Source organism: Exiguobacterium sp. RIT594 (assembly GCF_003339585.1).
Taxonomy (GTDB): Bacteria; Bacillota; Bacilli; order Exiguobacteriales; family Exiguobacteriaceae; genus Exiguobacterium_A.
Map to the genome: position 1 here is coordinate 16,626 of NZ_QPKF01000003.1, position 19,965 is coordinate 36,590.

General features: G+C 46.9%; 20 protein-coding genes. 12 read left to right on the forward strand and 8 right to left on the reverse strand.

The genetic code is table 11. The features are described from left to right. The first annotated feature begins 136 nt into the window (after positions 1–136). The 5 genes from DVG79_RS11240 to DVG79_RS11260 all read left to right on the forward strand — a co-directional run bounded on the left by DVG79_RS11240 (position 137) and on the right by DVG79_RS11260 (position 4,481). Entirely contained in the window at positions 137–694 is a 558-nt protein-coding gene (locus tag DVG79_RS11240) for a GNAT family N-acetyltransferase (RefSeq protein WP_114596802.1), read from the forward strand. A 135-nt stretch (positions 695–829) separates the two neighbouring features. Next, a complete protein-coding gene (locus DVG79_RS11245; protein ID WP_114596803.1) occupies positions 830–1,516 on the forward strand; it encodes a response regulator transcription factor in 687 nt (228 codons plus the stop codon). Continuing rightward, positions 1,513–2,907: a sensor histidine kinase gene (locus DVG79_RS11250; protein WP_114596804.1), complete on the forward strand. Its 1,395-nt coding sequence runs from the start codon at positions 1,513–1,515 to the stop codon at positions 2,905–2,907. The genes DVG79_RS11245 and DVG79_RS11250 overlap by 4 nt, the downstream gene beginning before the upstream one ends. Positions 2,908–2,940: 33 nt before the next feature. Then, positions 2,941–3,546, forward strand: a complete 606-nt coding sequence (locus DVG79_RS11255) for a TVP38/TMEM64 family protein (protein ID WP_233494592.1) — start codon at positions 2,941–2,943, stop codon at positions 3,544–3,546. A 53-nt stretch (positions 3,547–3,599) separates the two neighbouring features. Continuing rightward, on the forward strand, positions 3,600–4,481 hold the full coding sequence (locus DVG79_RS11260) for an aldo/keto reductase (RefSeq protein ID WP_114596805.1): 882 nt from the start codon (positions 3,600–3,602) through the stop codon (positions 4,479–4,481). Between the two features lie 94 nt (positions 4,482–4,575). On the opposite strand, the gene rlmD is transcribed toward DVG79_RS11260, so the two are convergent. Together rlmD and DVG79_RS11270 are read right to left on the reverse strand one after the other, a co-directional pair. Next, the gene (gene rlmD / locus DVG79_RS11265; protein ID WP_114596806.1) at positions 4,576–5,961 is read right to left on the reverse strand and encodes a 23S rRNA (uracil(1939)-C(5))-methyltransferase RlmD; all 1,386 of its coding nucleotides are present in this window, start codon (positions 5,959–5,961) and stop codon (positions 4,576–4,578) included. Positions 5,962–5,998: 37 nt separating this feature from the next. Then, on the reverse strand, positions 5,999–6,211 hold the full coding sequence (locus DVG79_RS11270; protein ID WP_012369544.1) for an SE1561 family protein: 213 nt from the start codon (positions 6,209–6,211) through the stop codon (positions 5,999–6,001). A gap of 86 nt (positions 6,212–6,297) precedes the next feature. Between DVG79_RS11270 and yfkAB the strand changes: the two genes are divergently transcribed. The 3 genes from yfkAB to DVG79_RS11285 all read left to right on the forward strand — a co-directional run bounded on the left by yfkAB (position 6,298) and on the right by DVG79_RS11285 (position 8,907). Continuing rightward, entirely contained in the window at positions 6,298–7,410 is a 1,113-nt protein-coding gene (gene yfkAB / locus DVG79_RS11275; RefSeq protein WP_114596807.1) for a radical SAM/CxCxxxxC motif protein YfkAB, read from the forward strand. A gap of 80 nt (positions 7,411–7,490) precedes the next feature. Beyond that, positions 7,491–7,682 (forward strand): hypothetical protein, encoded by a 192-nt coding sequence (locus DVG79_RS11280; protein ID WP_114596808.1) that lies wholly within the window; start codon positions 7,491–7,493, stop codon positions 7,680–7,682. A 70-nt stretch (positions 7,683–7,752) separates the two neighbouring features. After that, complete coding sequence (locus DVG79_RS11285; RefSeq protein WP_114596809.1) at positions 7,753–8,907, forward strand: MFS transporter; 1,155 nt, start codon at positions 7,753–7,755, stop codon at positions 8,905–8,907. 40 nt (positions 8,908–8,947) lie between these two features. Here DVG79_RS11285 and DVG79_RS11290 read toward each other — a convergent pair whose 3' ends face one another. Then, positions 8,948–9,235 carry a hypothetical protein gene (locus DVG79_RS11290; protein ID WP_114596810.1) on the reverse strand — a complete coding sequence of 96 codons (288 nt, stop codon included), beginning with the start codon at positions 9,233–9,235 and terminating at the stop codon, positions 8,948–8,950. 162 nt (positions 9,236–9,397) lie between these two features. After that, positions 9,398–10,327 (reverse strand): DMT family transporter, encoded by a 930-nt coding sequence (locus DVG79_RS11295; RefSeq protein WP_114596811.1) that lies wholly within the window; start codon positions 10,325–10,327, stop codon positions 9,398–9,400. A gap of 187 nt (positions 10,328–10,514) precedes the next feature. Here DVG79_RS11295 and DVG79_RS11300 point away from each other — a divergent pair, with 187 nt between their 5' ends. Beyond that, positions 10,515–12,464, forward strand: coding sequence for a heavy metal translocating P-type ATPase (locus tag DVG79_RS11300; protein WP_114596812.1), 1,950 nt, complete (start codon positions 10,515–10,517; stop codon positions 12,462–12,464). 83 nt (positions 12,465–12,547) lie between these two features. On the opposite strand, the gene DVG79_RS11305 is transcribed toward DVG79_RS11300, so the two are convergent. From DVG79_RS11305 to DVG79_RS11320, 4 genes are all read right to left on the reverse strand, one after another. After that, positions 12,548–13,456, reverse strand: coding sequence for a YihY/virulence factor BrkB family protein (locus tag DVG79_RS11305; protein WP_114596813.1), 909 nt, complete (start codon positions 13,454–13,456; stop codon positions 12,548–12,550). A gap of 87 nt (positions 13,457–13,543) precedes the next feature. Beyond that, a complete protein-coding gene (locus DVG79_RS11310) occupies positions 13,544–13,969 on the reverse strand; it encodes an NUDIX hydrolase (protein WP_114596814.1) in 426 nt (141 codons plus the stop codon). 31 nt (positions 13,970–14,000) lie between these two features. Beyond that, on the reverse strand, positions 14,001–14,912 hold the full coding sequence (locus tag DVG79_RS11315; RefSeq protein ID WP_114596815.1) for a guanosine-inosine kinase: 912 nt from the start codon (positions 14,910–14,912) through the stop codon (positions 14,001–14,003). Between the two features lie 199 nt (positions 14,913–15,111). Beyond that, positions 15,112–16,005 (reverse strand): 1,4-dihydroxy-2-naphthoate polyprenyltransferase, encoded by an 894-nt coding sequence (locus tag DVG79_RS11320; protein ID WP_114596816.1) that lies wholly within the window; start codon positions 16,003–16,005, stop codon positions 15,112–15,114. A 160-nt stretch (positions 16,006–16,165) separates the two neighbouring features. Here DVG79_RS11320 and DVG79_RS11325 point away from each other — a divergent pair, with 160 nt between their 5' ends. From DVG79_RS11325 to menH, 3 genes are read left to right on the forward strand one after another with little or no spacing between them, the layout of a single operon-like run. Next, entirely contained in the window at positions 16,166–17,545 is a 1,380-nt protein-coding gene (locus DVG79_RS11325) for an isochorismate synthase (protein ID WP_114596817.1), read from the forward strand. Continuing rightward, positions 17,535–19,181: a 2-succinyl-5-enolpyruvyl-6-hydroxy-3-cyclohexene-1-carboxylic-acid synthase gene (gene menD / locus DVG79_RS11330; protein ID WP_114596818.1), complete on the forward strand. Its 1,647-nt coding sequence runs from the start codon at positions 17,535–17,537 to the stop codon at positions 19,179–19,181. The genes DVG79_RS11325 and menD overlap by 11 nt, the downstream gene beginning before the upstream one ends. After that, positions 19,178–19,957 (forward strand): 2-succinyl-6-hydroxy-2,4-cyclohexadiene-1-carboxylate synthase, encoded by a 780-nt coding sequence (gene menH, locus DVG79_RS11335; RefSeq protein ID WP_114596819.1) that lies wholly within the window; start codon positions 19,178–19,180, stop codon positions 19,955–19,957. The genes menD and menH overlap by 4 nt, the downstream gene beginning before the upstream one ends. Positions 19,958–19,965: the final 8 nt, after the last annotated feature.

The window sequence follows — 19,965 nt, forward strand, 5'->3', positions numbered from 1 at the left end:
GCTTGCTTTTTTAAAAAAAGAAGGTAATATTATCTTATCCGACAACTGAAGAAGGCATACCATGCGCGGTTCAAACGAGTCAGACAGGTAGCTTTCGACAATCATTCTAGCGGTCTTAAGAAGGAGGAATGGAAGTATGCTCAAGCAACGGGAGCTGAGCGACTGCGCTGATTTGTTCGAACTGATGCAGCATCAAGACGTATATCCGTACGTCCGCCAAAAAACACGGTACTTTGATGAATTTCTGTTTACTACAAAGCAGGCAATCGAAGAGGAAGAACGCGGTGAGCTGGTCTCACGCACAATCCTAGACGAATTTGACCAACCAATCGGTACAATCAGTTTACTCGATATCGAAGGACAGTATGGGTTTCTCGGTACATGGTTAGGTAAACCGTATCATGGGAAAGGTTATAACAATCTTGCAAAGGAAGCATTCTTTGCAGAACTATTTTTTGACCTCGAGTTTGAAAGTGTCTTTATGAAAATCCGGAAGACTAACATCCGTTCACAAAAAGCAGCGGAAAAACTGCCTTATGCTTTTTGTGCCGATGAATTACGACCAGCGTTACTCGAACAGCTGAACACCGGGGAAACTCAATTCACGCTGTACGAAGTCTCAAAATCAAGTTTTCAAATGTATATCCATGGCCGCGAATTCGAAACGGTCTACGAACAACAACTCGAAGCATGAGAGGCACCCGCCTCTTGTGCTTTTTTGTTCGTACATTTGATGCGGATCGAAAGCTTCAAATGGTATGATAATAAGGAAAATTCACCTGTCGGAAGAAGCCATCACCTCTTCCTATATGAAATGGAGTGATTACTGATGCCAGAACAATCCTTTAAAATACTTGTCGTAGATGACGAAGCACAAATGCGTGATTTGCTTGTCTCGAATCTTCAAAAAGAAAACTATCAGACGACGACGGCCTCGAACGGTCAAGAAGCGCTCGATCAAATGCAACGCGATACATTCCATCTTGTCCTGTTGGATGTCATGATGCCGGAAATGGATGGTTTAACGGCCTGCATGCGCATTCGTGAATTCTCGAATGTCCCGATTATCATGTTGACGGCTCGTTCTGACGAACTCGACCGGATCCACGGTCTGAAAATCGGTGCTGATGACTATATCACGAAACCGTTCAGCCCACGTGAACTGTTGGCCCGTATCGAAGCGACACTGCGTCGATCGCATCGCTTCACGGTCGATCAGTCGGCGACATTGACGATTGGTAAACTCGAACTCGATACAGAAAGCCGCAGTGTCCATGTCAGCGGAAAACCAATCAGCTTAACACGCAAGGAATTCGATTTACTTCATTTGTTCGTCCAAAACAACGACAAAGTCTTTTCCCGCGAACAATTGCTTGATCAGATTTGGGGAGCAGACTACATCGGAAACTTGCGGACGGTCGATACTCACATTAAAACACTTCGCCTGAAACTCGGTGAAGCCGGCGGCTCGATCCAGACGGTTTGGGGCATCGGATATAAATTCGAGGAAGTATGATTAAGCGGTATACCATTCGCCGCCGGATTTGGATTACGATTTGGTTCACAAGCGTTTTTTCTGCCGTCTTATTCGTCTTATTAACCTTTTATCTGTATGACCGGTTTTACCTTCAAACGCAGGAAGACCTGTTGCTCAACCGGGGTGAAAAACTGATTAATATTTATGAATCAGAAGGATTGTCCGGTGCTTTTTACGATGGGATGACCTACACGAATGAACTGACCGAATCCAAAGTCTTTTTCATCGACTTCCTGAAGAAAAATCCGGCCGGTCTCCGGTTCCTGACAAATGCGGATATCGAACAATTGCGCAATGGTGAAACCGTCGTCTCAAGCCGGACCCATCCGATCGAAGGAACAGATATCTTAATGACCGGTTTCCCGATCATTGAGAACAACCGACTTGTCGGGACACTGATTTTATATTTGGAACTCGGTCAAATCAGTGAACCGTTCCGCCCGCTTCGTCTGATGATCTTCTTTATGATTGGATTGATTGTGCTGAATCTTGTGATTTTCGGCCGTCAAATCATCGATACAATCATTCGTCCGCTGATTGATATGAAACGGGCTTCCACCGTCTATGCTCAAGGGGACTTTGCTTACCGGATTCCGATCCAATCGGATGATGAGATCGGCGAACTGGCAGAAACCTTAAATAAGATGGCGGAATCTCTCGGTGAAGTGGATGAACAGCGGAAGGAATTTTTAGCGAACGTCAGTCATGAATTACGGACACCACTATCCTATATCCGCGGTTATACGGAAATGATGCAAGACAAAGCATTGGATGAAAAAACGCGGGATCAATATTATCAGATCATCGAGCGGGAAACGGAACGGTTGCAACGCCTCGTCAATGACTTGCTTGATCTCGCACAACTGGAACGAGACTCGTATCCGATGACGAAGCAACCGCTTGTTTTCAGCCAAGTTCTGGAAGATGTCGTTTACCGGATGGAACCGATTGCGAAAGCAAAAGGCGTGTCCATCGTTACCGATTTTGATCCAAGTCAAATCGTTCTCGGTGACAATGACCGTTTGGAACAAGTCATCGGAAACCTGTTGGACAATGCTTTACGCTACACCCCTGCTTCAAGGCATATCTATCTGTCGACGAAAACAGAAGGTGACCATACCGTCTGTACAATCCGGGACGAAGGAGAAGGCATTCCGCCGGAACACTTGGAGCGCTTGACGAAGCGATTTTACCGGGTCGATAAATCACGGACACGAAAAGATGGCGGAACAGGTCTTGGACTTGCCATCACGAAACACATCATTGACCGGCACGACGGAACCATTTCATTCGAATCCGCTCTCGATCAGGGAACAACCGTCCTGATCACGTTACCGTTGTTACCGGACGAGGACGACGGGTTCTCATAATATCACGGTTTTTGATTGGTTAATGGAATAGCATTGATTGCTCTACGCCTGAAAGGACGTTTTATTATCGAAGCAACACTAATTGGTTGGTTGCAGCAAGCGGATATGTTTGCTGTACCAATCAGTCTTTTAGTCAGTATCGTCATCAGTCTGTTCGGCGTTGTGCCAAGTGCCTTCGTCACGGCAGCGAATTTACTTTATTTCGGTTTTTGGGATGGACTGCTTTTATCTTTTCTTGGCGAAGCTTTAGGTGCCGGAGTGGCCTTTTACGTCTATCGTTATGGTTTCCGGCGTGTCGAACCGTTGATTCAATCCCCGTTCGTCTTGAAGTGGCTTGGCAGATTAACGAAGCAAACTGGTTGGGATGCCTTTTGGACAATTCTTTTTTTGCGGCTGTTGCCGTTCGCTCCTTCCGGACTCGTCACATTTTTAAGTGCAACAAGCGGTGTCTCGGCACTTGTCTTTTTAACGGCCAGTACGATTGGGAAAGTTCCCGCATTGGTTCTCGAAGCGTTCGCCGTCAATGAATTGATTGAACAGGATTCGATGATCCCGTGGCTGATTGTCGGACTGTTTTTGGTGTTTTATCTGATTTATCTTTATAAAAAACGGTTGCATCCATCGAGGGATATCGATTGATGCAACCGTTTTCTTCGTATAGTGTAGAGAAGTAAACAAAGGAGGAACACAGCATGGAATTACGTTCATTTGGCAACACTGACATCCAAGTCTCCCCTCTCGGATTTGGTGCCGGTCATATCGGTTCCGATGATTTATCCGATCAGCAAGCAAGCTATATCCTCCATCAAGCGTTGGATGCAGGCATCCGTCTATTTGATACCGCCCGCGGTTACGGTTTATCCGAACAACGGCTCGGTGACTTTTTGAAGCAGCACCGCCATGATGTCGTGCTGTCGACGAAGGTCGGGTATGATGTCCCGCGTACGCAAGACTGGACATTCCAAGCTGTTGCGGGCGGGATTGATCAAGCCCTTTTGACGATGAAAACAGACTTTATCGATATCGTCCATTTGCATTCCTGCAGTAAAGAGATACTCGCTCAAGATGACGTCATCGAGGCGCTCGAGCGGGCGAAACAGGCCGGAAAAGTCCGACTGATTGCGTATTCAGGCGACCGGGAAGATCTCGACTATGCCATCACGACGGGACGATTCGACAGTTTTCAAACGTCTGTTAATTTATACGATCAGCGGGCATTGAATGATTCGATCCCGCTGATTCATCAGCAACAAAAAGGTATCATCGCCAAACGTCCGATTGCCAATGCACCATGGCGGTTTGCGTCCCGACCGGCCGGGCAATATGTCGAACCTTACTGGGAACGGGCACAGCAGCTCGATTTCCCACTTGAAGAAGCGTCTTGGCTTGAAACCGCACTCCGATTTACCGTTTTTGAACCCGGTGTCACAAGTGCCATCATCGGCACGGCCAATCCGGAACATCTGGTCCAAAATATCCGCTTGTTGGAAAAAGGACCTTTACCGGCAGAACGGGTCGCTGATCTCAAACGGCGTTTTCAAGAACAGGATGAAAATTGGTTGCAGCAAACTTAAAAAAGAAATACAGACGAAACAAAAGAGGAAAACGGCTCAGGAGCCGCTTTCCTCTTTTCATATAGAAATCACTTCATATATCCGTTCGATTTGTTTAAAACTTTTTCTTTTTCTTTTTCTCTAGTACAACGATGGCTTCGACATGTGCCGTTTGCGGGAACATATCGTACGGCTGGATATAGCTGACTTTGTAGCCGGCTTTCATCAGATGATCGCAGTCACGTGCCAACGTTTGTGGATTACAGGAAACATAAATGATTTTTTTCGCTTTTGACGAAATCATGGCGTTCAACAGTTGCGTATCACATCCTGAACGAGGCGGATCGACGATGAAAACGTCTGGAATCCATCCTTCTTTCACCCAGCGCGGAATCCAAGTTTCTGCTTTCCCGACCACGTAATGCGCGTGGTTAAATCCGTATTGTTTCATGTGTGCCGTCGCATCTTCGACCGCTTCCTCGACGATTTCCATTCCACGGACTTCTTTTGCACCGTTTGCAATCCAAAGACCAATCGAGCCGACACCTGCATAAGCATCAACAACACGTTCTTCGCCCGTCAAGGCTGCCGCTTTAACAATCTCACCGTACATCCGCTCCGCTTGTTCCGGATTCAACTGGAAGAAGGCACGTGGTGACAGTTGGTACGTAAACTCGCCCATTTGTTCCTCGATTCGTTCCACACCGCGTAAAATTTCCGTTTGTTCTCCAAAAACGCGTGATGTCATCTTATCGTTAATATTCAGCGCGACGGAAATCACACCCGGAATATCATAGATATCGCGTGACAAACCTTCAAGATCCTTAAAGCCGTCTTTAAACGCGACTAACACGACTTGAATTTCACCTGTCTTGATGCCTGTCCGAACGACGATGTTCCGGATGACGCCATCTTGTTTGGCCGAATTGTAGACCGGAACGTTGTAGTCATTCAAAATTTTCGTAACGGCTTTGTTGACGCGTAGTGTCTCTTTGTTTTGAACGATACACTCGTCGATTGCAACGAGACGGTTCGAGTTCGCCGAATACAATCCACTGACGATTTGTGTGCCTTCTTTACCGACGGCAAACTGTGATTTATTCCGGTACTCCCATTCTGATGTCCCGATGGTCGGGCGGATGTCCGATTTCTCGACGTTCAATTTCGTTGATTTCGTAAAGGCATTTCGGACCATGTCTTCTTTATAACGGAGTTGTCCTTCGTAACTCATATGTTGGAGCTGGCATCCCCCGCACTGACTGTAAATCGGACATAACGGTGTCACGCGGTCCGGTGAACGGACATCACGTTTTAAGATTTTTGCATTCGCAAAATTATTATGGATTTCCGTAATCTCAATTTGAGCAGTTTCTCCGACCAGCAAACCTGGAATGAAGACGATTTGCCGTTCGAGTGTCGCGATTCCTTCTCCGTTGATTCCCATGCGTAAGCAGGTTACGGAACGAACTTCGCCTACCTGTAATTTAATTTTAGTTGTCATCTGATTCATCCTTTCCATGATCCAAATCAAAAAGCGGTCATTTCGAACCGCTTTCTGATTCCTCATGTTCCTTCATGTCTTTTGCATAACGAAGCACCTTGGCTTTCAACTGATCCAAGGAGACGGCTAAACGTTCCAAATCCTCAATATCTGATGTTTCATCCAATGAATCGATCGTATGGCATAAAAGCTGCATTCTTGATTTTAGCACATTCATCTGTCCAAGTTTATCAGTTCTTGCTTTTCCCATTATTCTGACTTCCTTTCTTGTTCTTTATTCCTGTATAGATTTAGCATACGATACATAATGGAGCACTAAAAGGAGGAACATGTATCATGTCATTTAAATCACCCATCACCATCAAAAATGATCCGTGGGAAGCGTACCGTGATATCGAACAATATGGACAAGCCCGGCTGACGAATATCGAAGTCACGACGACGACCCTTTGTAACATGCGCTGCGAACATTGTGCCGTCGGCTATATGTTGTCGAACAGCGAAACACCCACTATCCCGGTCGAACTGCTCATCAAACGATTGGATGAGATTGAACACCTGCGCGCCTTTTCGATTACAGGCGGTGAACCGATGCTGTCGATGAAATCGGTCCGGGAATATGTTGTGCCTTTACTTAAGTATGCCCACGAACGGGGAGCTAAAACCCAAATTAATTCAAATTTAACACTTCCCCTTTCCCGGTATGAGCTGATCATCCCGTATCTTGACGTCTTACATATTTCTCATAACTGGGGAACCGCAGACGATTTCATTGATGGCGGATTTGCGATGATGGAACGGAAACCGTCGCGTGAAGCCCGGACGAAACTGTTTGAACAGATGAAAGAAAATGCCCGGATTCTAAATGCACGCGGTGTCCTTGTTTCTGCCGAGACGATGCTTAACAAAAGAACACTGCCGCACCTCGAAGCCATCCACCAGGAAATCGTCGAAATGGGATGCGTCAGGCATGAAGTGCATCCAATGTACCCCGCCGATTTCGCCTCGATGATTGAAGCCGCCAGTCTGGATGAAATCCGTGACGGCATCCATCGTCTGCTTGATGTCCGGGATCCGGACGTTTGGATGCTGTTCGGGACACTGCCGTTTTATGCCTGCTCGATGAAAGAAGAAGATTTAGAACTCCACCGTCGTCTACGTCAGGAACCAAATGTTTCCGTCCGTAATGACCCTGACGGCCGATCACGCCTGAACGTCAATATCTTTGATGGTGAAATCATCGTAACGGATTTCGGGGATGAATTGGCCTCACTCGGAACGATTCAGGACACTTCTTTCAACGAGGCGTATGCGATGTGGCAACAAACAGAGCTCAATCAAAGTTTATCCTGTCACTGCCCTGCCGTTCAGTGCCTCGGTCCAAATGCGCTCGTCAAAAATGCCTACTATCCGGAAGTGGATTTCCTACAGCAATCCAGCCGTCTCTGACCAGGTTTGAGTCTCTTTCAAAACGGGAAAAGTCTGTCACAAAGTTGACACACTTTCCTTGTTCGAAGGGGGTTTCAAAAATGGAATGGCTCGTCGGGATTGTCGCGATTATCGGAATGTTCAGTATGGTACTTGGAATCATGATGATTGGCATTCGGGCGTCTCACAGTATCGAACACGATGAAGTGTTCGACCAAACGGATTGGGACGAACATCTTTTGCATATGCCACGTCCAACACGGTTTGAACCAACCGAACAAAAAGAACAATAAGAATGAACATGCCCCGGCGTACAAGCGTACTGCCGGGGCATGTTATGCTTAAAGAAAAAAGGAAAGGCAGTTGTTTGTTTTGTCGCGTCGCTTTGCTTTGATTCTTTCGATTGTATTCATTTCTGGTTTCACCCAAGGACTACTCATTCCGCTGCTTTCGATTTTGCTCGAACGTCAAGGAACACCCGCTTACATAAATGGACTGAGTGCTGCTGTATTGTATATCGGCGTCATTGTCGCAGCTCCTTTAATGGAAAAACCGTTGCGGCGTCATGGTTATGTCCCGGTCATCTCGTTCGGTCTTGCGTTAGTGGCAGTTGCCGTCTTCGCCTTCCCGCTGATTCCAAGTGTTCTTGCTTGGATGGTACTGCGATTCGCCGTCGGCTTCGGAGATCAGACTCTCCATTACGGTTCTCAAGTTTGGGTCACATCGATTACACCGAACCATAAACTCGGTCGGACGATGTCTTTGTACGGCATGGCATTCGGACTCGGTTTTGCCCTTGGGCCACTTGCGGCACCACTCGTCGACTGGATCAGCTGGCTGCCGTTCGTCTTGACCGGAACACTGACTGTCCTCGTCCTGATTGCCTTACGACGAGTACCGAACGAGAAACCGTCTGATGTCATGCCGGAAGAGCTTCAGTCTGCGGCTTCCCGTTATCGTCTTGTCCTGACGAGTGCCTGGTTTACGTTGTTGCCCGGCTTCACATACGGCTTTTTAGAAGCGACATTGAATGCCAGCTTTCCGGTATTCGCGACACGAAACGGCTATGAACTATCTCAAACGAGCAGTTTGATTACGACATTCGTCGTCAGCTCTTTATTGATGCAGTTACCCCTCGGACGTCTCGCCGATCATTTTGGAAAACGGCGGACGCTGATCACTGTCCTCAGCATCGGAGCTTTTGCGTTTTTAACAGCCTGTTTTTTATTTCAAAGCTACGGCGCATTGTTTACGATTTTTGCAATCAGCGGTATGGCGCTCGGTTCGACATATTCCTTAGGCGTCGCTTATATGACAGAACAGCTGCCAAATCATCTCCTGCCGACCGGGAATCTGCTTGCCGGAATTTCATTTAGTCTCGGTTCGATTCTCGGCCCGATTTCTGGTAGTTTGTTCGTCATGTTACCGCCGGGATTCTACTTTATTTTGTTCGTCCTCGTTCTCGCGACACTCGCTTACCTTCTTTTTCGCTCAAAACCTGTATCCCGGTTGCTGTAAACAAGCAAAGACGGTCGTCCCATGCGGAACGACCGTCTTTTTATTTTACGATTCCTTCTTGCCGAAAACTGTGCCAGAGCTTATCGTCGATTGCATACGGTTGTTCTTTTGCGCGTTTCAATTCTTCCGTTTCCAGCAAGACGACGACCTCTCGACCGTTGATTGACCAAACGGAGTCGTACCCTCTTTCCGCCTCAACGATTTCCACACCGACATCTCCGTGCGTCTCCTTTAATTGTTGACTGACACAAGTGACGACAAAGCGGGCAAACTCATCCCGCGGACGACGGTTGGCAATGATCTTTCGAACGATCTCATTCCGTTCCACTTCTCTCATCTCCTCTCGTTTTTTAGTTGCACTAGCCTTTGCAGCAAGGCCGAATCGGTGGTTTTATGACCGTACAGAAAAAGCCGAACGAGTCGGCTTAGCAACGAACGATTAAAAATAACAGATTGATTGAGACCATTTTTGCACGATTCAGAACCTTCGTCAACTCCGCTTTTGAAACCAAATCGGAAGATACGTTGATACAAGAATTCCTGCAACGACAAACAGCAGACCGATAAAGGCTTGCGGCGGAATGGATTCCCCGAGAATGAGCGCAGATAACGTCACACCGTAAATCGGTACAAAAAACATGAACAATGACACACGGCTGACCGGATTGTATTTCATTAAGAGATTCCACAAGGTGAACCCTGTCGCTGACAAGAATGCTAAATAAATCAGCATCCAGACCGTCGTACTCGTGAAGCTAAACGGGAACCAGTCTCCATTCAAGACCGCTCCGACGATGAATAGGCCGATTGATCCAATGACCATGGCCCAACCTGTCATCGGTGCGACCGGATAACTGGCCGAATATTCCTTAGCGATCAAATTTCCGAATGCGCCGGAAATCATGGCGAGAATCAGTAAGACTTCACCACTCCCAAACGATACACCGGCTGACCCTTGCGGCCAGTTGGCTAAAATCACACCTGTAAATCCTAAAAACAAGGCCAGTCCTTTGAATCGATTTAACCGGTCATCTTCATACCGGAAATGGGCGAGCAACATTTGAAAAAATGAAGTCGATCCGGCAATGATCGATCCCTGAACCCCGGTCGATAAGGAAAGTCCGATATAAAAGAACACATATTGAAGAAACGTCAAAAAGAAGCCGAGCCGGCTGTACGCGAGTGTCCGCTTTTTTAATGTAATCGGTTGCTTAAAAATCAGGACGCTGACAATCAGCAATAAGACGCCGGCGATAAAAAAGCGGTAACTGGCAAACAACAGTTGTTCCCCGTATTCCGTTGAAGTGATGGCAAGCAGCTCATAACTTTTTTTGATGAAGGGAAACGCACTTCCCCAAAGGAAGGTCGTCACTAAAGCGAGTACAACCATACCAAATCGATCAGTCAAGATTTTTTTCATTTTTGCTAATTCCTTTCCTGTTCCTTTTGACATAGACATGGTATAGTAGCTTTACAGATAATAATTATTATAATCTAGCGACAATGAAACTCATTATCATTCATGAGAAACCGTTGGTAATTAACATTCTCATTGTTTTAACATAATGATTTCTTTTCTCATTTAGACTTGAAAGGAGCTTTTCCATATGACTACCTCTACTACTACTGATGTCCATCAGCGTTCCGCTCTCCGTCATGCTTGGGAGGAACATCACGAATTGATTTTAGCACTCTTTAGCGGAATATTGATTTTAATTGCCTACACACTTGAAAAGATCAACATCCCAGCCACAGGTTATGTCACGCTTTATCTCTCCGCTTATTTAATCGGAGGGTATGCAAAAGCAAAAGAAGGGTTAACGGAAACGTATCATGACAAAACCTTGAATGTAGAATTATTGATGATTTTAGCTGCCATCGGTGCAGCGGCTATCGGCTACTGGATGGAAGGTGCCATCTTGATTTTCATCTTTGCGTTATCCGGTGCCCTCGAAACCTACACGATGAATAAAAACGAACGGGCATTACAAAGTTTAATGTCCTTACAGCCGGAAGAAGCTACTCGGTTGAACTCAGACGGTAAACTGGAAGTCGTGGGTCTTGACCAATTGATCGTCGGAGAACTCGTCTACGTCCGTCCCGGTGAGCGGATTCCTGTCGACGGAACCATCATCCGCGGTCAAGCTGCGATTGAAGAGGCCTCGATTACAGGCGAATCGATTCCTGTCGAAAAACAGGTCGGCGATACCGTATACAATTCAACCGTCAATATGAATGGTGTGCTGACAATCGAGATGACAAAAGCCGCGGACGAGTCCCTGTTCCAAAAAATCATTCACATGGTTCAAAACGCTCAAAGCGAACAATCACCATCCGCACAATTCATCGAACGGTTCGAAAGCCGTTACGTTAAAATCGTCTTACTCGTCGTCGCCTTGATGATGGTCGTCCCCCATTACTTAATTGGCTGGACATTTGAAACAAGTATCTATCGGGCCATGATTTTACTCGTCGTCGCTTCTCCTTGTGCTTTGGTCGCTTCAATCACACCGGCTGCCCTAGCAGCAATCGCCGCTTCTGCTCGAAACGGTGTCTTATTTAAAGGTGGAGCACATATCGAGACACTTGGACAAGTCGATACGATCGTCTTTGATAAAACCGGGACATTAACGACCGGGAAACCTATCGTCACGGAAAGCCATTATGCTGACGGAATGGATGTCTTCGCCGTCAAACAAGCGGTCGCATCCATTGAAGCACAATCGAATCATCCACTGGCACAAGCGATTGTTACACACTTAAAAACGGATATCATTGAACCATCCGCTTTCAAAGACGTGACCGGCTACGGAATCGAAGCCACGGTTTCCGGTCAGACGTACCGGATCGGAAAATATGCGTTCCACGAAGGATTGACCGATCCTTTCCTATCGATGGAGCAAACGTTAAAAGAACAAGGAAATACCATCGTCTATGTCAGTAACGGTCAATCGATCATCGCGCTGTACGCACTACGGGATACGATTCGTCCTGAAGCCAAGACAGCGATCGCGTCATTAAACGCGCTTGGCATTACGACAATCATGTTGACAGGAGACAACCCTGTGACTGCTGCTGCGATTTCGAAGGAAGCGGGCCTGACAGACTATGTAGCCGAATGTCTTCCTGAAGACAAAGTACGGTATATCAAGCAGTATCAGACCGAAGGAAAAACCGTCGCCATGGTCGGAGACGGAATCAATGATGCTCCCGCTCTTGCACTGGCACATGTCGGTATCGCAATGGGCGAAGGAACAGATGCTGCTCTTGAAACAGCCGACGTCGTCCTGATGAAAAATGATTTAGGACGCCTCGCTTATGCTGTCAACAAAGCACGTAAGATGAATCGTGTCGTCAAACAAAACATTACACTCGCAATCGGTGTCATTCTTCTGCTGATCATTTCGAATTTGTCACAGTTCCTCATCATGCCGTTCGCAGTTGTCGGTCATGAAGGTTCGACCATTCTTGTCATTTTGAACGGATTACGCCTCTTACAAAAAGATACGCCATCCTACAAGACTCCTGCTCCGTTTTCAAAACAAGCGGCAGCATAATCCAATCAAAAAGCATCTACCGTCGATTACCGACAGTAGATGCTTTTTTTGTGTGACGTTCAAGGAATAGATGGAGCTTGAAATCAACCAAATGTATTCGTTGGAATCGAGTCCAGATCCGCCTGCTCTTTTAATCGTTTTTCTTCCATCTTTTTCGGATCTGCTTTTTTCATGAAACGTTCCCACGACGCATTCAGTTCAGAGCCGAGTAAAATGATCAATCCTGTAAAGTACAACCATAATAATACGATGACGACACTCCCAAGCGAACCGTATGTTTGATTATAGTTTGAGAAATTCGAGACATAAAATCCGAATCCAACCGATAATAATTGCCATACGATAACACCAAAGACGGCTCCGGGAATGGCTTCTTTAAACGAAATCGGTCGTTTCGGTGCAACACGGTAGAAAATCGACAAAATCAAAATCAGCAAGACAGTCGAAATGGCATATCGCAAGACCGTCAGCAGGATTTTTTGCCCCATATCAATCGGTAGGACAAAGTTGGCTAAGTAACTGATGATCGGCCCACCTAAAACGTTCAGGACAATCAACAAGAGCATTCCGATTCCAAGAACAACGGTCAGGATCAATGCGATTCCACGGGCTGCGACGAATCCACGGGGTGAAAAATCACCGTAGGCATGATTGGCTGTCGTAATCAGACGATCGACGCCTTTCGAAGCCGACCAGATCGCTAAAATCGCCCCGATTGACAAGAGACCACCTTGCGGTTCCTTGATCGCTTGGAAAATCACATCCGTAAACGTATTGACCGATCCACCCGGCGCCAAATCACGAATTTGTGATTCAAGCGTCTGTTGATCAATGTCAAAGAATGATAATACTGAAATAACAAAAATAATGCCTGGAAAAATCGATAAGAACCAATAATAAGCTAACGTTCCTGCGTAATCCGTAATGTTGTGATCGGACATGCGTTGCTTTAGATTAAGGGCTAACCCTTTAGGATCACGTGTATGCGCCATCGTCATCTCCCTTTCATAAAAAAGAGGCAGTCCAGGACCACCTCATTGTCTTACTATACTTTTTCCCTGTTTATTTCAACTAAAACCTCAATTATCTATAAGCTCGATATCATAAAAACGTTCCGTCATCTTCGTCAATTCTTGCACGAGCGATGTCGGACGAACCGGTAAATGAATCAGTTCTTCGCGTTTGATCCAGAGCGGTGTATATCCAGACGACAGATCCTCGAATTCTTCTCCGGTCCCTGTGCCAAATACACCACCGGTCATTTTTGCCCAGTAATACGGATTTTCCAATCCGTTAAAATGCACGATGGCGGCAACTCCTTCGAGCTCCACGTCCACTCCAAGCTCTTCATGCGCCTCCCGGATGGCGGTTTCTTCTAATGTCGCGCCTGCTTCCCGTCCGCCGCCCGGAAAGACATAGTAGGTCTCGCCCGGCTTGTCCCGACGAATCAAGGCAACTTCATCTGCTTCATTGATTAGAATAATGGCACTTCTTTGAATCGGCATTGATTTTCACTCCTCCTCATCATCTGAGGACTCAACGAATGGTCTCAAGCATTTCTGGAATCAATCCATTTTCCGTGGATGCAATGACTTGTGCGGCAACCTTCATTCCAAGTTTAAGTGCATCTTCTGCCCGCTTGGATTCCGTCAATTCGGAAAGCACGGCAGAAAAGAATGAATCTCCTGCACCTGTTGAGTCAACTACTTTCACTTTCTTCGTCCCGACATGACCAGAAGTCGCTGTCCGGCGGTCCACATAGACAGCACCTAACTCACTCATTGTGACAACCGTAAAGGGTGCTCCTTTTTTCGCCAGTTCGTTCGCTACATGAATGGCGTCTTCTACCGTTACAATCGATAGGTCCGATAAAATCTCAGCTTCTTCACGGCTACAGATGAAGCCCGTAAATCCTTGTAACAGGTGGCGATTACGCTCAATCACACTCAAATGTCCACAGACACCGTAAAGCGGTAACTCCATTTTGCGGCAGATATGAATCAACCGTTCGAGAACTGTCACCGATAAATCCAAATCGATTGCGACTGCATCCACTCCGTCAAGAGCATAGACAGATTGACGAAGAATGGCTTCTTCCAGGAGTTTAGCGTCTGGTTGTTTAGAAATCGACGTCTGTAAATCTCCTTCATTGTCCATGACTGCAAGCCACATCCCCATTCCATGATCTTCGAGCATCTCTACATGATCGACGTTGGCCCCGTAAGATTTTAACTCTTCGAGTACCCCGACACCAATCTGATCGTTCGTAACCGTCGAGATAAAACGAACATCATTTCCGAGAACAGCGAGATTTTGTGCTACGTTCCGTCCTGTACCACCATTCGAGAAGGTGATATCCCCGACGTTTTTCGCATCCTTATGCAAGGGTGCAAACGAAGTTCCTTTTATGTCGACGAATACTTTTCCGATTACCGCAATTTTATTCATTCCTGTTCCACCTCTAAAAAAATTTCATGAACCCGAAGGATTTTATACGCGTTCTAGGCACATTGCTTCCATTATAGTAAAATTTCAAAACTGTTACAACCAATCAGACAATTCATGATTCCACAAAAAAAAATCCCGGCGATGACAGTTTGATCTGTCGATCGTCCGGGATTCCATTCAAAAAACGCTATCGTCTCCATCAGAGATTAGCAATCGTCAAACTGATTGCAAGCAATAATCCAAAGATCGTATTGACCTTCCCTGTCTGTGCCATACCCGGCATCAATTCCTGCGGCGGCAGATCACGCCAGAACAGTTTCACGGCTTTAATCATCAGTGGAATGCTTAATAGAGCAAGCAGCGCCCACCATGTGACGTTAAAGGCCAGGACGGCAATCAAGAGCGACAGGACGGCAGCGGCAAAGAAGGCAATCAGTACATAGACTGCTTTTTGATGACCGACTAAGCAGGCAATCGTCTTTCGTCCATTGACTTTATCATTGTCTAAATCACGAATATTGTTAGCGAGCAGAATCGATCCAATTAAAATGGATACCGGAATCGAAATGGCGACCGCTTCTGTCGGAACATAACCGATTTGCAGATAAGCTGAAATCGCGATGATGACATACCCCATGAAAAAACCGGCGACAATTTCTCCAAATGGTGTATAAGCGATTGGTAATGGCCCTCCTGTGTAGATGTAACCAACGAACATCGAAACGATTCCAATCAAGAGCAACCACCATGTTGTTTCAAGGCACAAGTAGATACCAAGCAAGGCCGAGATGCCGTATAACGAGAAGGCAAACGCTAAAATCGTTCCCGGTTTAAAACCGTCGCGGACAATCGACCCTCCGATTCCCACCGATTCTTCCGTGTCGAGTCCCCGCTTGTAATCATAATATTCATTAAATAAGTTCGTCGCAATCTGAATCAGCATCGATGCGATCAACATGGCAAAAAACAGATCCATCCGTAACGATTCGATCCGTGGTGCCACGATAGCCGTTCCTACGACGACCGGCACAAAACTTGCCGTCAACGTATGCGGTCGTGTCATTCGCCAATATACAGCGATTGATTTATTCATATAATAAACCCCTTTCCTGTCTAAGTGTATCGGGTTTCGTTTTTTACTGTCAATGCTCAATCCTAGATAGCTTATTCCTTCTTTTTTTCAGATAAAAAGTTTACACTTAGAATAAGTGAAACGTATCACAGTATCTTTAGACTAGGGGGCAATGAGCGGTATGGCTTACGCTCAACATGAGCTTAAACAATGTATTGAACGTGCTGTTGGTCATGCAAATGCATATCAACGGTCTATTATCGCCTCGTATTCGTGGAATGTCGAGACGCAGGATGTCAGCACGCTGTCATTCGGAACAGAAGAACGCTTTTACTTTACGACACCTGATCGGTCCATGCGTGCTATCGGTTTTGGCATTACGCAACAACTAAAGACGGCAGGACACGATCGTTTCTTACGGATGCAGTCCATGTGGTCAAATTTGAATCGGGATCATGTCGGCACCGATTTATTTGCCTTTTGCGGCTTTTCTTTTTCCGAACTGAAGCATACTGAATATCGTTGGTCTTCTTTTGGAGAAGCGTCGATGACCATTCCGAAGTATCTTTACTTGGAACAGAATGGACGGACGACGGTAACGGTTTTTGCGTTCGTTGAACCGCAATCTAATGCAGAAAAGATTCTCAACCAGTTGGCTGTCGAATATGCAGAATTGCACAAACCGAAGTCCACTCCATTCGTGACACGGATTCGTCTGACGCGTGACGGAAATGATGCTTTTGAAGCCTCGTTTCATCAAGCGGCACAACTCTTAAAAACATCACTCAAAAAAATCGTCTTAGCCCGTGAGGTCGTCTATGAGCTCGATCAACCAATCGACTTGGCAGGACTCGTCGAGGAGCTCGAGTCTTCGCAGCCGGGCAGTTATATCTTCTTCTTTCAACCGACGACAGATGAAGCTTTCCTTGGTGCGACACCGGAACGGTTGATTTTAAAATCAGGTCTAGAGCTCAAGACTGCCGCCGTTGCAGGTTCCGCTCCTCGACACGCGATCGAGACGACAGATGCTGCACTGGGACAATCATTGTTACAGGATGACAAAAACCGTGTCGAACACGCGATTGTCGTCGATTCAATTGAAAATACACTTCAAGGACTTTCGACAGCAATTAACAAACCGGATGAACCGATGTTGCTGAAGAATCGCCATATCCAGCATCTCTATACGCCGATCAATGCAACACTTTCACCTGAAGTCAGTCTGTTTCAGCTGATCGAGAAGCTTCACCCTACACCTGCACTGGGCGGAGAACCCAAGGAGGCGGCCGTCGCTGCAATCCGCGAAATCGAGACGTTCGAACGTGGCTGGTACGGTTCTCCCGTCGGTTGGATGGACGGGCAGGAAAATGGTGAATTCATCGTCGCCATCCGGTCCGGTCTGTTTACCGACCGCTCGGCTGTTCTTTATGCGGGTTGCGGGATTGTCGAAGGGTCTGTTCTCCAAAGTGAACTGGAAGAAACCGATACAAAACTATCACCGATGTTACAGGCCTTGTCGCATCTTTGTACGATAGAAAAGGATGATATTTATGTTGACTAAATGGATGCATGCATTAATCGATAATTTAGTAAAAGGCGGAGTCCGGGATTTCGTCATCAGTCCCGGATCTCGTTCGACTCCCCTTGCCATCGCTGCTTTTCTTCACCCGTTTAGCCGTACCCACGTCCTCGTTGACGAACGGTCGGCTAGTTTTTTTGCCCTTGGTTTAACGCGGGCGGAAGATACATTGCGTCCGGTCGCCTTGATTTGTACGAGCGGAACGGCAGCCACGAATTATTATTCTGCCGTGACGGAAGCAAACATCTTCGAGTTGCCGTTAATCGTATTGACGGCGGATCGCCCCCATGAATTACGTGGAGTCGGTGCCCCCCAAGCGATTGATCAAGTCGGTCTATACGGGAAGCAGGTCCGGCACGCCTTTGACCTGCCGATACCGGAAGAAACTGCCCTACCCTATGTACAACACGTAGCAGAACGTGCTGTCCTTCTTGCGCTCGCGGAACCTGCTGGTCCGGTCCATATCAATATTCCACTTCGGGAACCATTGATTCCAGAACTGGATTTACTGCAAACGGGTCAGCCAGTCGGACAACCGCATCAACCGGCAGTAGAAAAACATACACAAAAATGGATTGAAATTTTATCAATTCCGCGTCTTTTGATTGTCATCGGACCTCAACTTTCTCTTGCGGATACACAAATCATCCTTGACTATGCCGACCGTGCGCGGATTCCGGTTTTCGCCGATCCATTGAGTCAAGGTCGCCGTTCTTCTAACGATACGGTTTTCGGCTATTACGATACCTGGTTAAAAGAAGCAGCGATTCACGATGATATCCGACCGGATCATATTTTACGATTCGGTGCGATGCCGACCTCAAAACCGTACCTTCTTTGGTCAAAAGGTATTCCGACGACAGTAATCGGGCATCCCGGAAACTGGCGTGATCCCCAGTTGCAGGCCAACTTTTTAAGTGGTCACCCGAGCCAGCTGAAGACTGTCCCCGTCATCACGCATGATGTATCTTATCTCGAGACCCTTCAACGGGCAGAGCACATCGTCCAGACCGTCTTTTCTTCTTTGGATACAGACCAGCTGACGGAATACAACGTCGTCCGGGCATTAAATGATTTAACGGAAGGCAGTCTATTTGTTTCGAACAGTATGCCGATCCGCGACCTCGATACGTTTTTACCGACACGTACGTCACTGCGCATTCTCGCCAATCGAGGAGCCAATGGCATCGACGGGATTCTTTCAAGTGCCCTCGGTGCAACATATGAAGCCGACAATCGTTACCTCCTGGTCGGTGATCTTGCGTTCTTACATGACATCAACGGATTGATGATGGCACGAACTGTCCCGATCACGATACTTTTAGTGAATAACACCGGCGGCGGTATCTTTAGTTTTCTACCGCAACAAAATCTTGATCCCGCTTTGTTTGAACCTTTGTTCGGAACGGCACAAGACGTTGATTTCAGCCACTTGGCTGCCGGCTACGGGGTAGAATATGAACGGATTTCATCGATTACGCATCTCAAGTCGACGTTGCAGCAACAAGCGACTGCGACACGTGTCTTGGAAATCGTCACCGATCGTCCGGAAAATGTCCGTCTCCACCGCTTGATTTGGGAGCAGACGAATCAGGCATTGCAGGACGCATTCCGATGAAACTGCGGCATCAGGAATACCATGTCGAAGTGACAGGAAGCGGTCCACCTTTGTTGCTGTTACACGGTTTTACCGGGAGCAGTGCCACATGGGATCTGCTCGAAAGCCGGTTGCAATCAAACTATACCGTCTATCGGATTGATTTGCTCGGACATGGTCGGACAGCCGCCGCTCCTTACCAACGGATGCGCCTGACGGAACAGGTGAAAGATTTGAAAGTCCTACTCGCGACCCGCGATGAAGACTGGTCGGTTTTAGGCTATTCCATGGGCGGTCGAATCGCCCTTCTGCTTGCTGCGACATCAAAACAGGTGAAACAGACGATTGCCGTCAGTACGACACCGGGCATCCGCTCGGCATATGAACGACGGGTGCGTCGTCAAGCCGATCGCCGTCTCGCCGATCGTTTATTGACGGATGGTCTGACAGCTTTCATTGATTACTGGGAGTCGCTCCCGCTTTTTGCAAGTCAACGTCATTTACCGGTCGAAGTACAGGAGTCGATCCGCCGTGGACGACTGGCACAATCACCGGAAGGACTGGCCGCTTCTTTAATTGCTCAAGGAACAGGCAATATGGCTCCGGTCTGGCACTTACTCGACTCTTCTACGATTGACTGGATTGTCGGTACCGAGGACAGTAAATTTAAAAAAATTGCTGTCGAAGCTGCTTTACCCGAAAAAATTCATTTAATTCAGGGTGCATCACACGCCCCACATATCGACCAACCGGAAAAGTTTGTTACAATAGTAGAGAAACTACTCTTAATTAATTAAATGGGGGA

Excerpts from the sequence above, each read along its gene's own strand:
- DVG79_RS11240 (WP_114596802.1), top strand. The coding sequence starts at position 137 with ATGCTCAAGCAACGGGAGCTGAGCGACTGCGCTGATTTGTTCGAACTG.
- DVG79_RS11245 (WP_114596803.1), top strand. The coding sequence starts at position 830 with ATGCCAGAACAATCCTTTAAAATACTTGTCGTAGATGACGAAGCACAA.
- DVG79_RS11250 (WP_114596804.1), top strand. The coding sequence starts at position 1,513 with ATGATTAAGCGGTATACCATTCGCCGCCGGATTTGGATTACGATTTGG.
- DVG79_RS11260 (WP_114596805.1), top strand. The coding sequence starts at position 3,600 with ATGGAATTACGTTCATTTGGCAACACTGACATCCAAGTCTCCCCTCTC.
- rlmD (WP_114596806.1), bottom strand. The coding sequence starts at position 5,961 with ATGACAACTAAAATTAAATTACAGGTAGGCGAAGTTCGTTCCGTAACC.
- DVG79_RS11270 (WP_012369544.1), bottom strand. The coding sequence starts at position 6,211 with ATGGGAAAAGCAAGAACTGATAAACTTGGACAGATGAATGTGCTAAAA.
- yfkAB (WP_114596807.1), top strand. The coding sequence starts at position 6,298 with ATGTCATTTAAATCACCCATCACCATCAAAAATGATCCGTGGGAAGCG.
- DVG79_RS11280 (WP_114596808.1), top strand. The coding sequence starts at position 7,491 with ATGGAATGGCTCGTCGGGATTGTCGCGATTATCGGAATGTTCAGTATG.
- DVG79_RS11295 (WP_114596811.1), bottom strand. The coding sequence starts at position 10,327 with ATGAAAAAAATCTTGACTGATCGATTTGGTATGGTTGTACTCGCTTTA.
- DVG79_RS11300 (WP_114596812.1), top strand. The coding sequence starts at position 10,515 with ATGACTACCTCTACTACTACTGATGTCCATCAGCGTTCCGCTCTCCGT.
- DVG79_RS11305 (WP_114596813.1), bottom strand. The coding sequence starts at position 13,456 with ATGGCGCATACACGTGATCCTAAAGGGTTAGCCCTTAATCTAAAGCAA.
- DVG79_RS11310 (WP_114596814.1), bottom strand. The coding sequence starts at position 13,969 with ATGCCGATTCAAAGAAGTGCCATTATTCTAATCAATGAAGCAGATGAA.
- DVG79_RS11315 (WP_114596815.1), bottom strand. The coding sequence starts at position 14,912 with ATGAATAAAATTGCGGTAATCGGAAAAGTATTCGTCGACATAAAAGGA.
- DVG79_RS11320 (WP_114596816.1), bottom strand. The coding sequence starts at position 16,005 with ATGAATAAATCAATCGCTGTATATTGGCGAATGACACGACCGCATACG.
- DVG79_RS11325 (WP_114596817.1), top strand. The coding sequence starts at position 16,166 with ATGGCTTACGCTCAACATGAGCTTAAACAATGTATTGAACGTGCTGTT.
- menD (WP_114596818.1), top strand. The coding sequence starts at position 17,535 with ATGTTGACTAAATGGATGCATGCATTAATCGATAATTTAGTAAAAGGC.
- menH (WP_114596819.1), top strand. The coding sequence starts at position 19,178 with ATGAAACTGCGGCATCAGGAATACCATGTCGAAGTGACAGGAAGCGGT.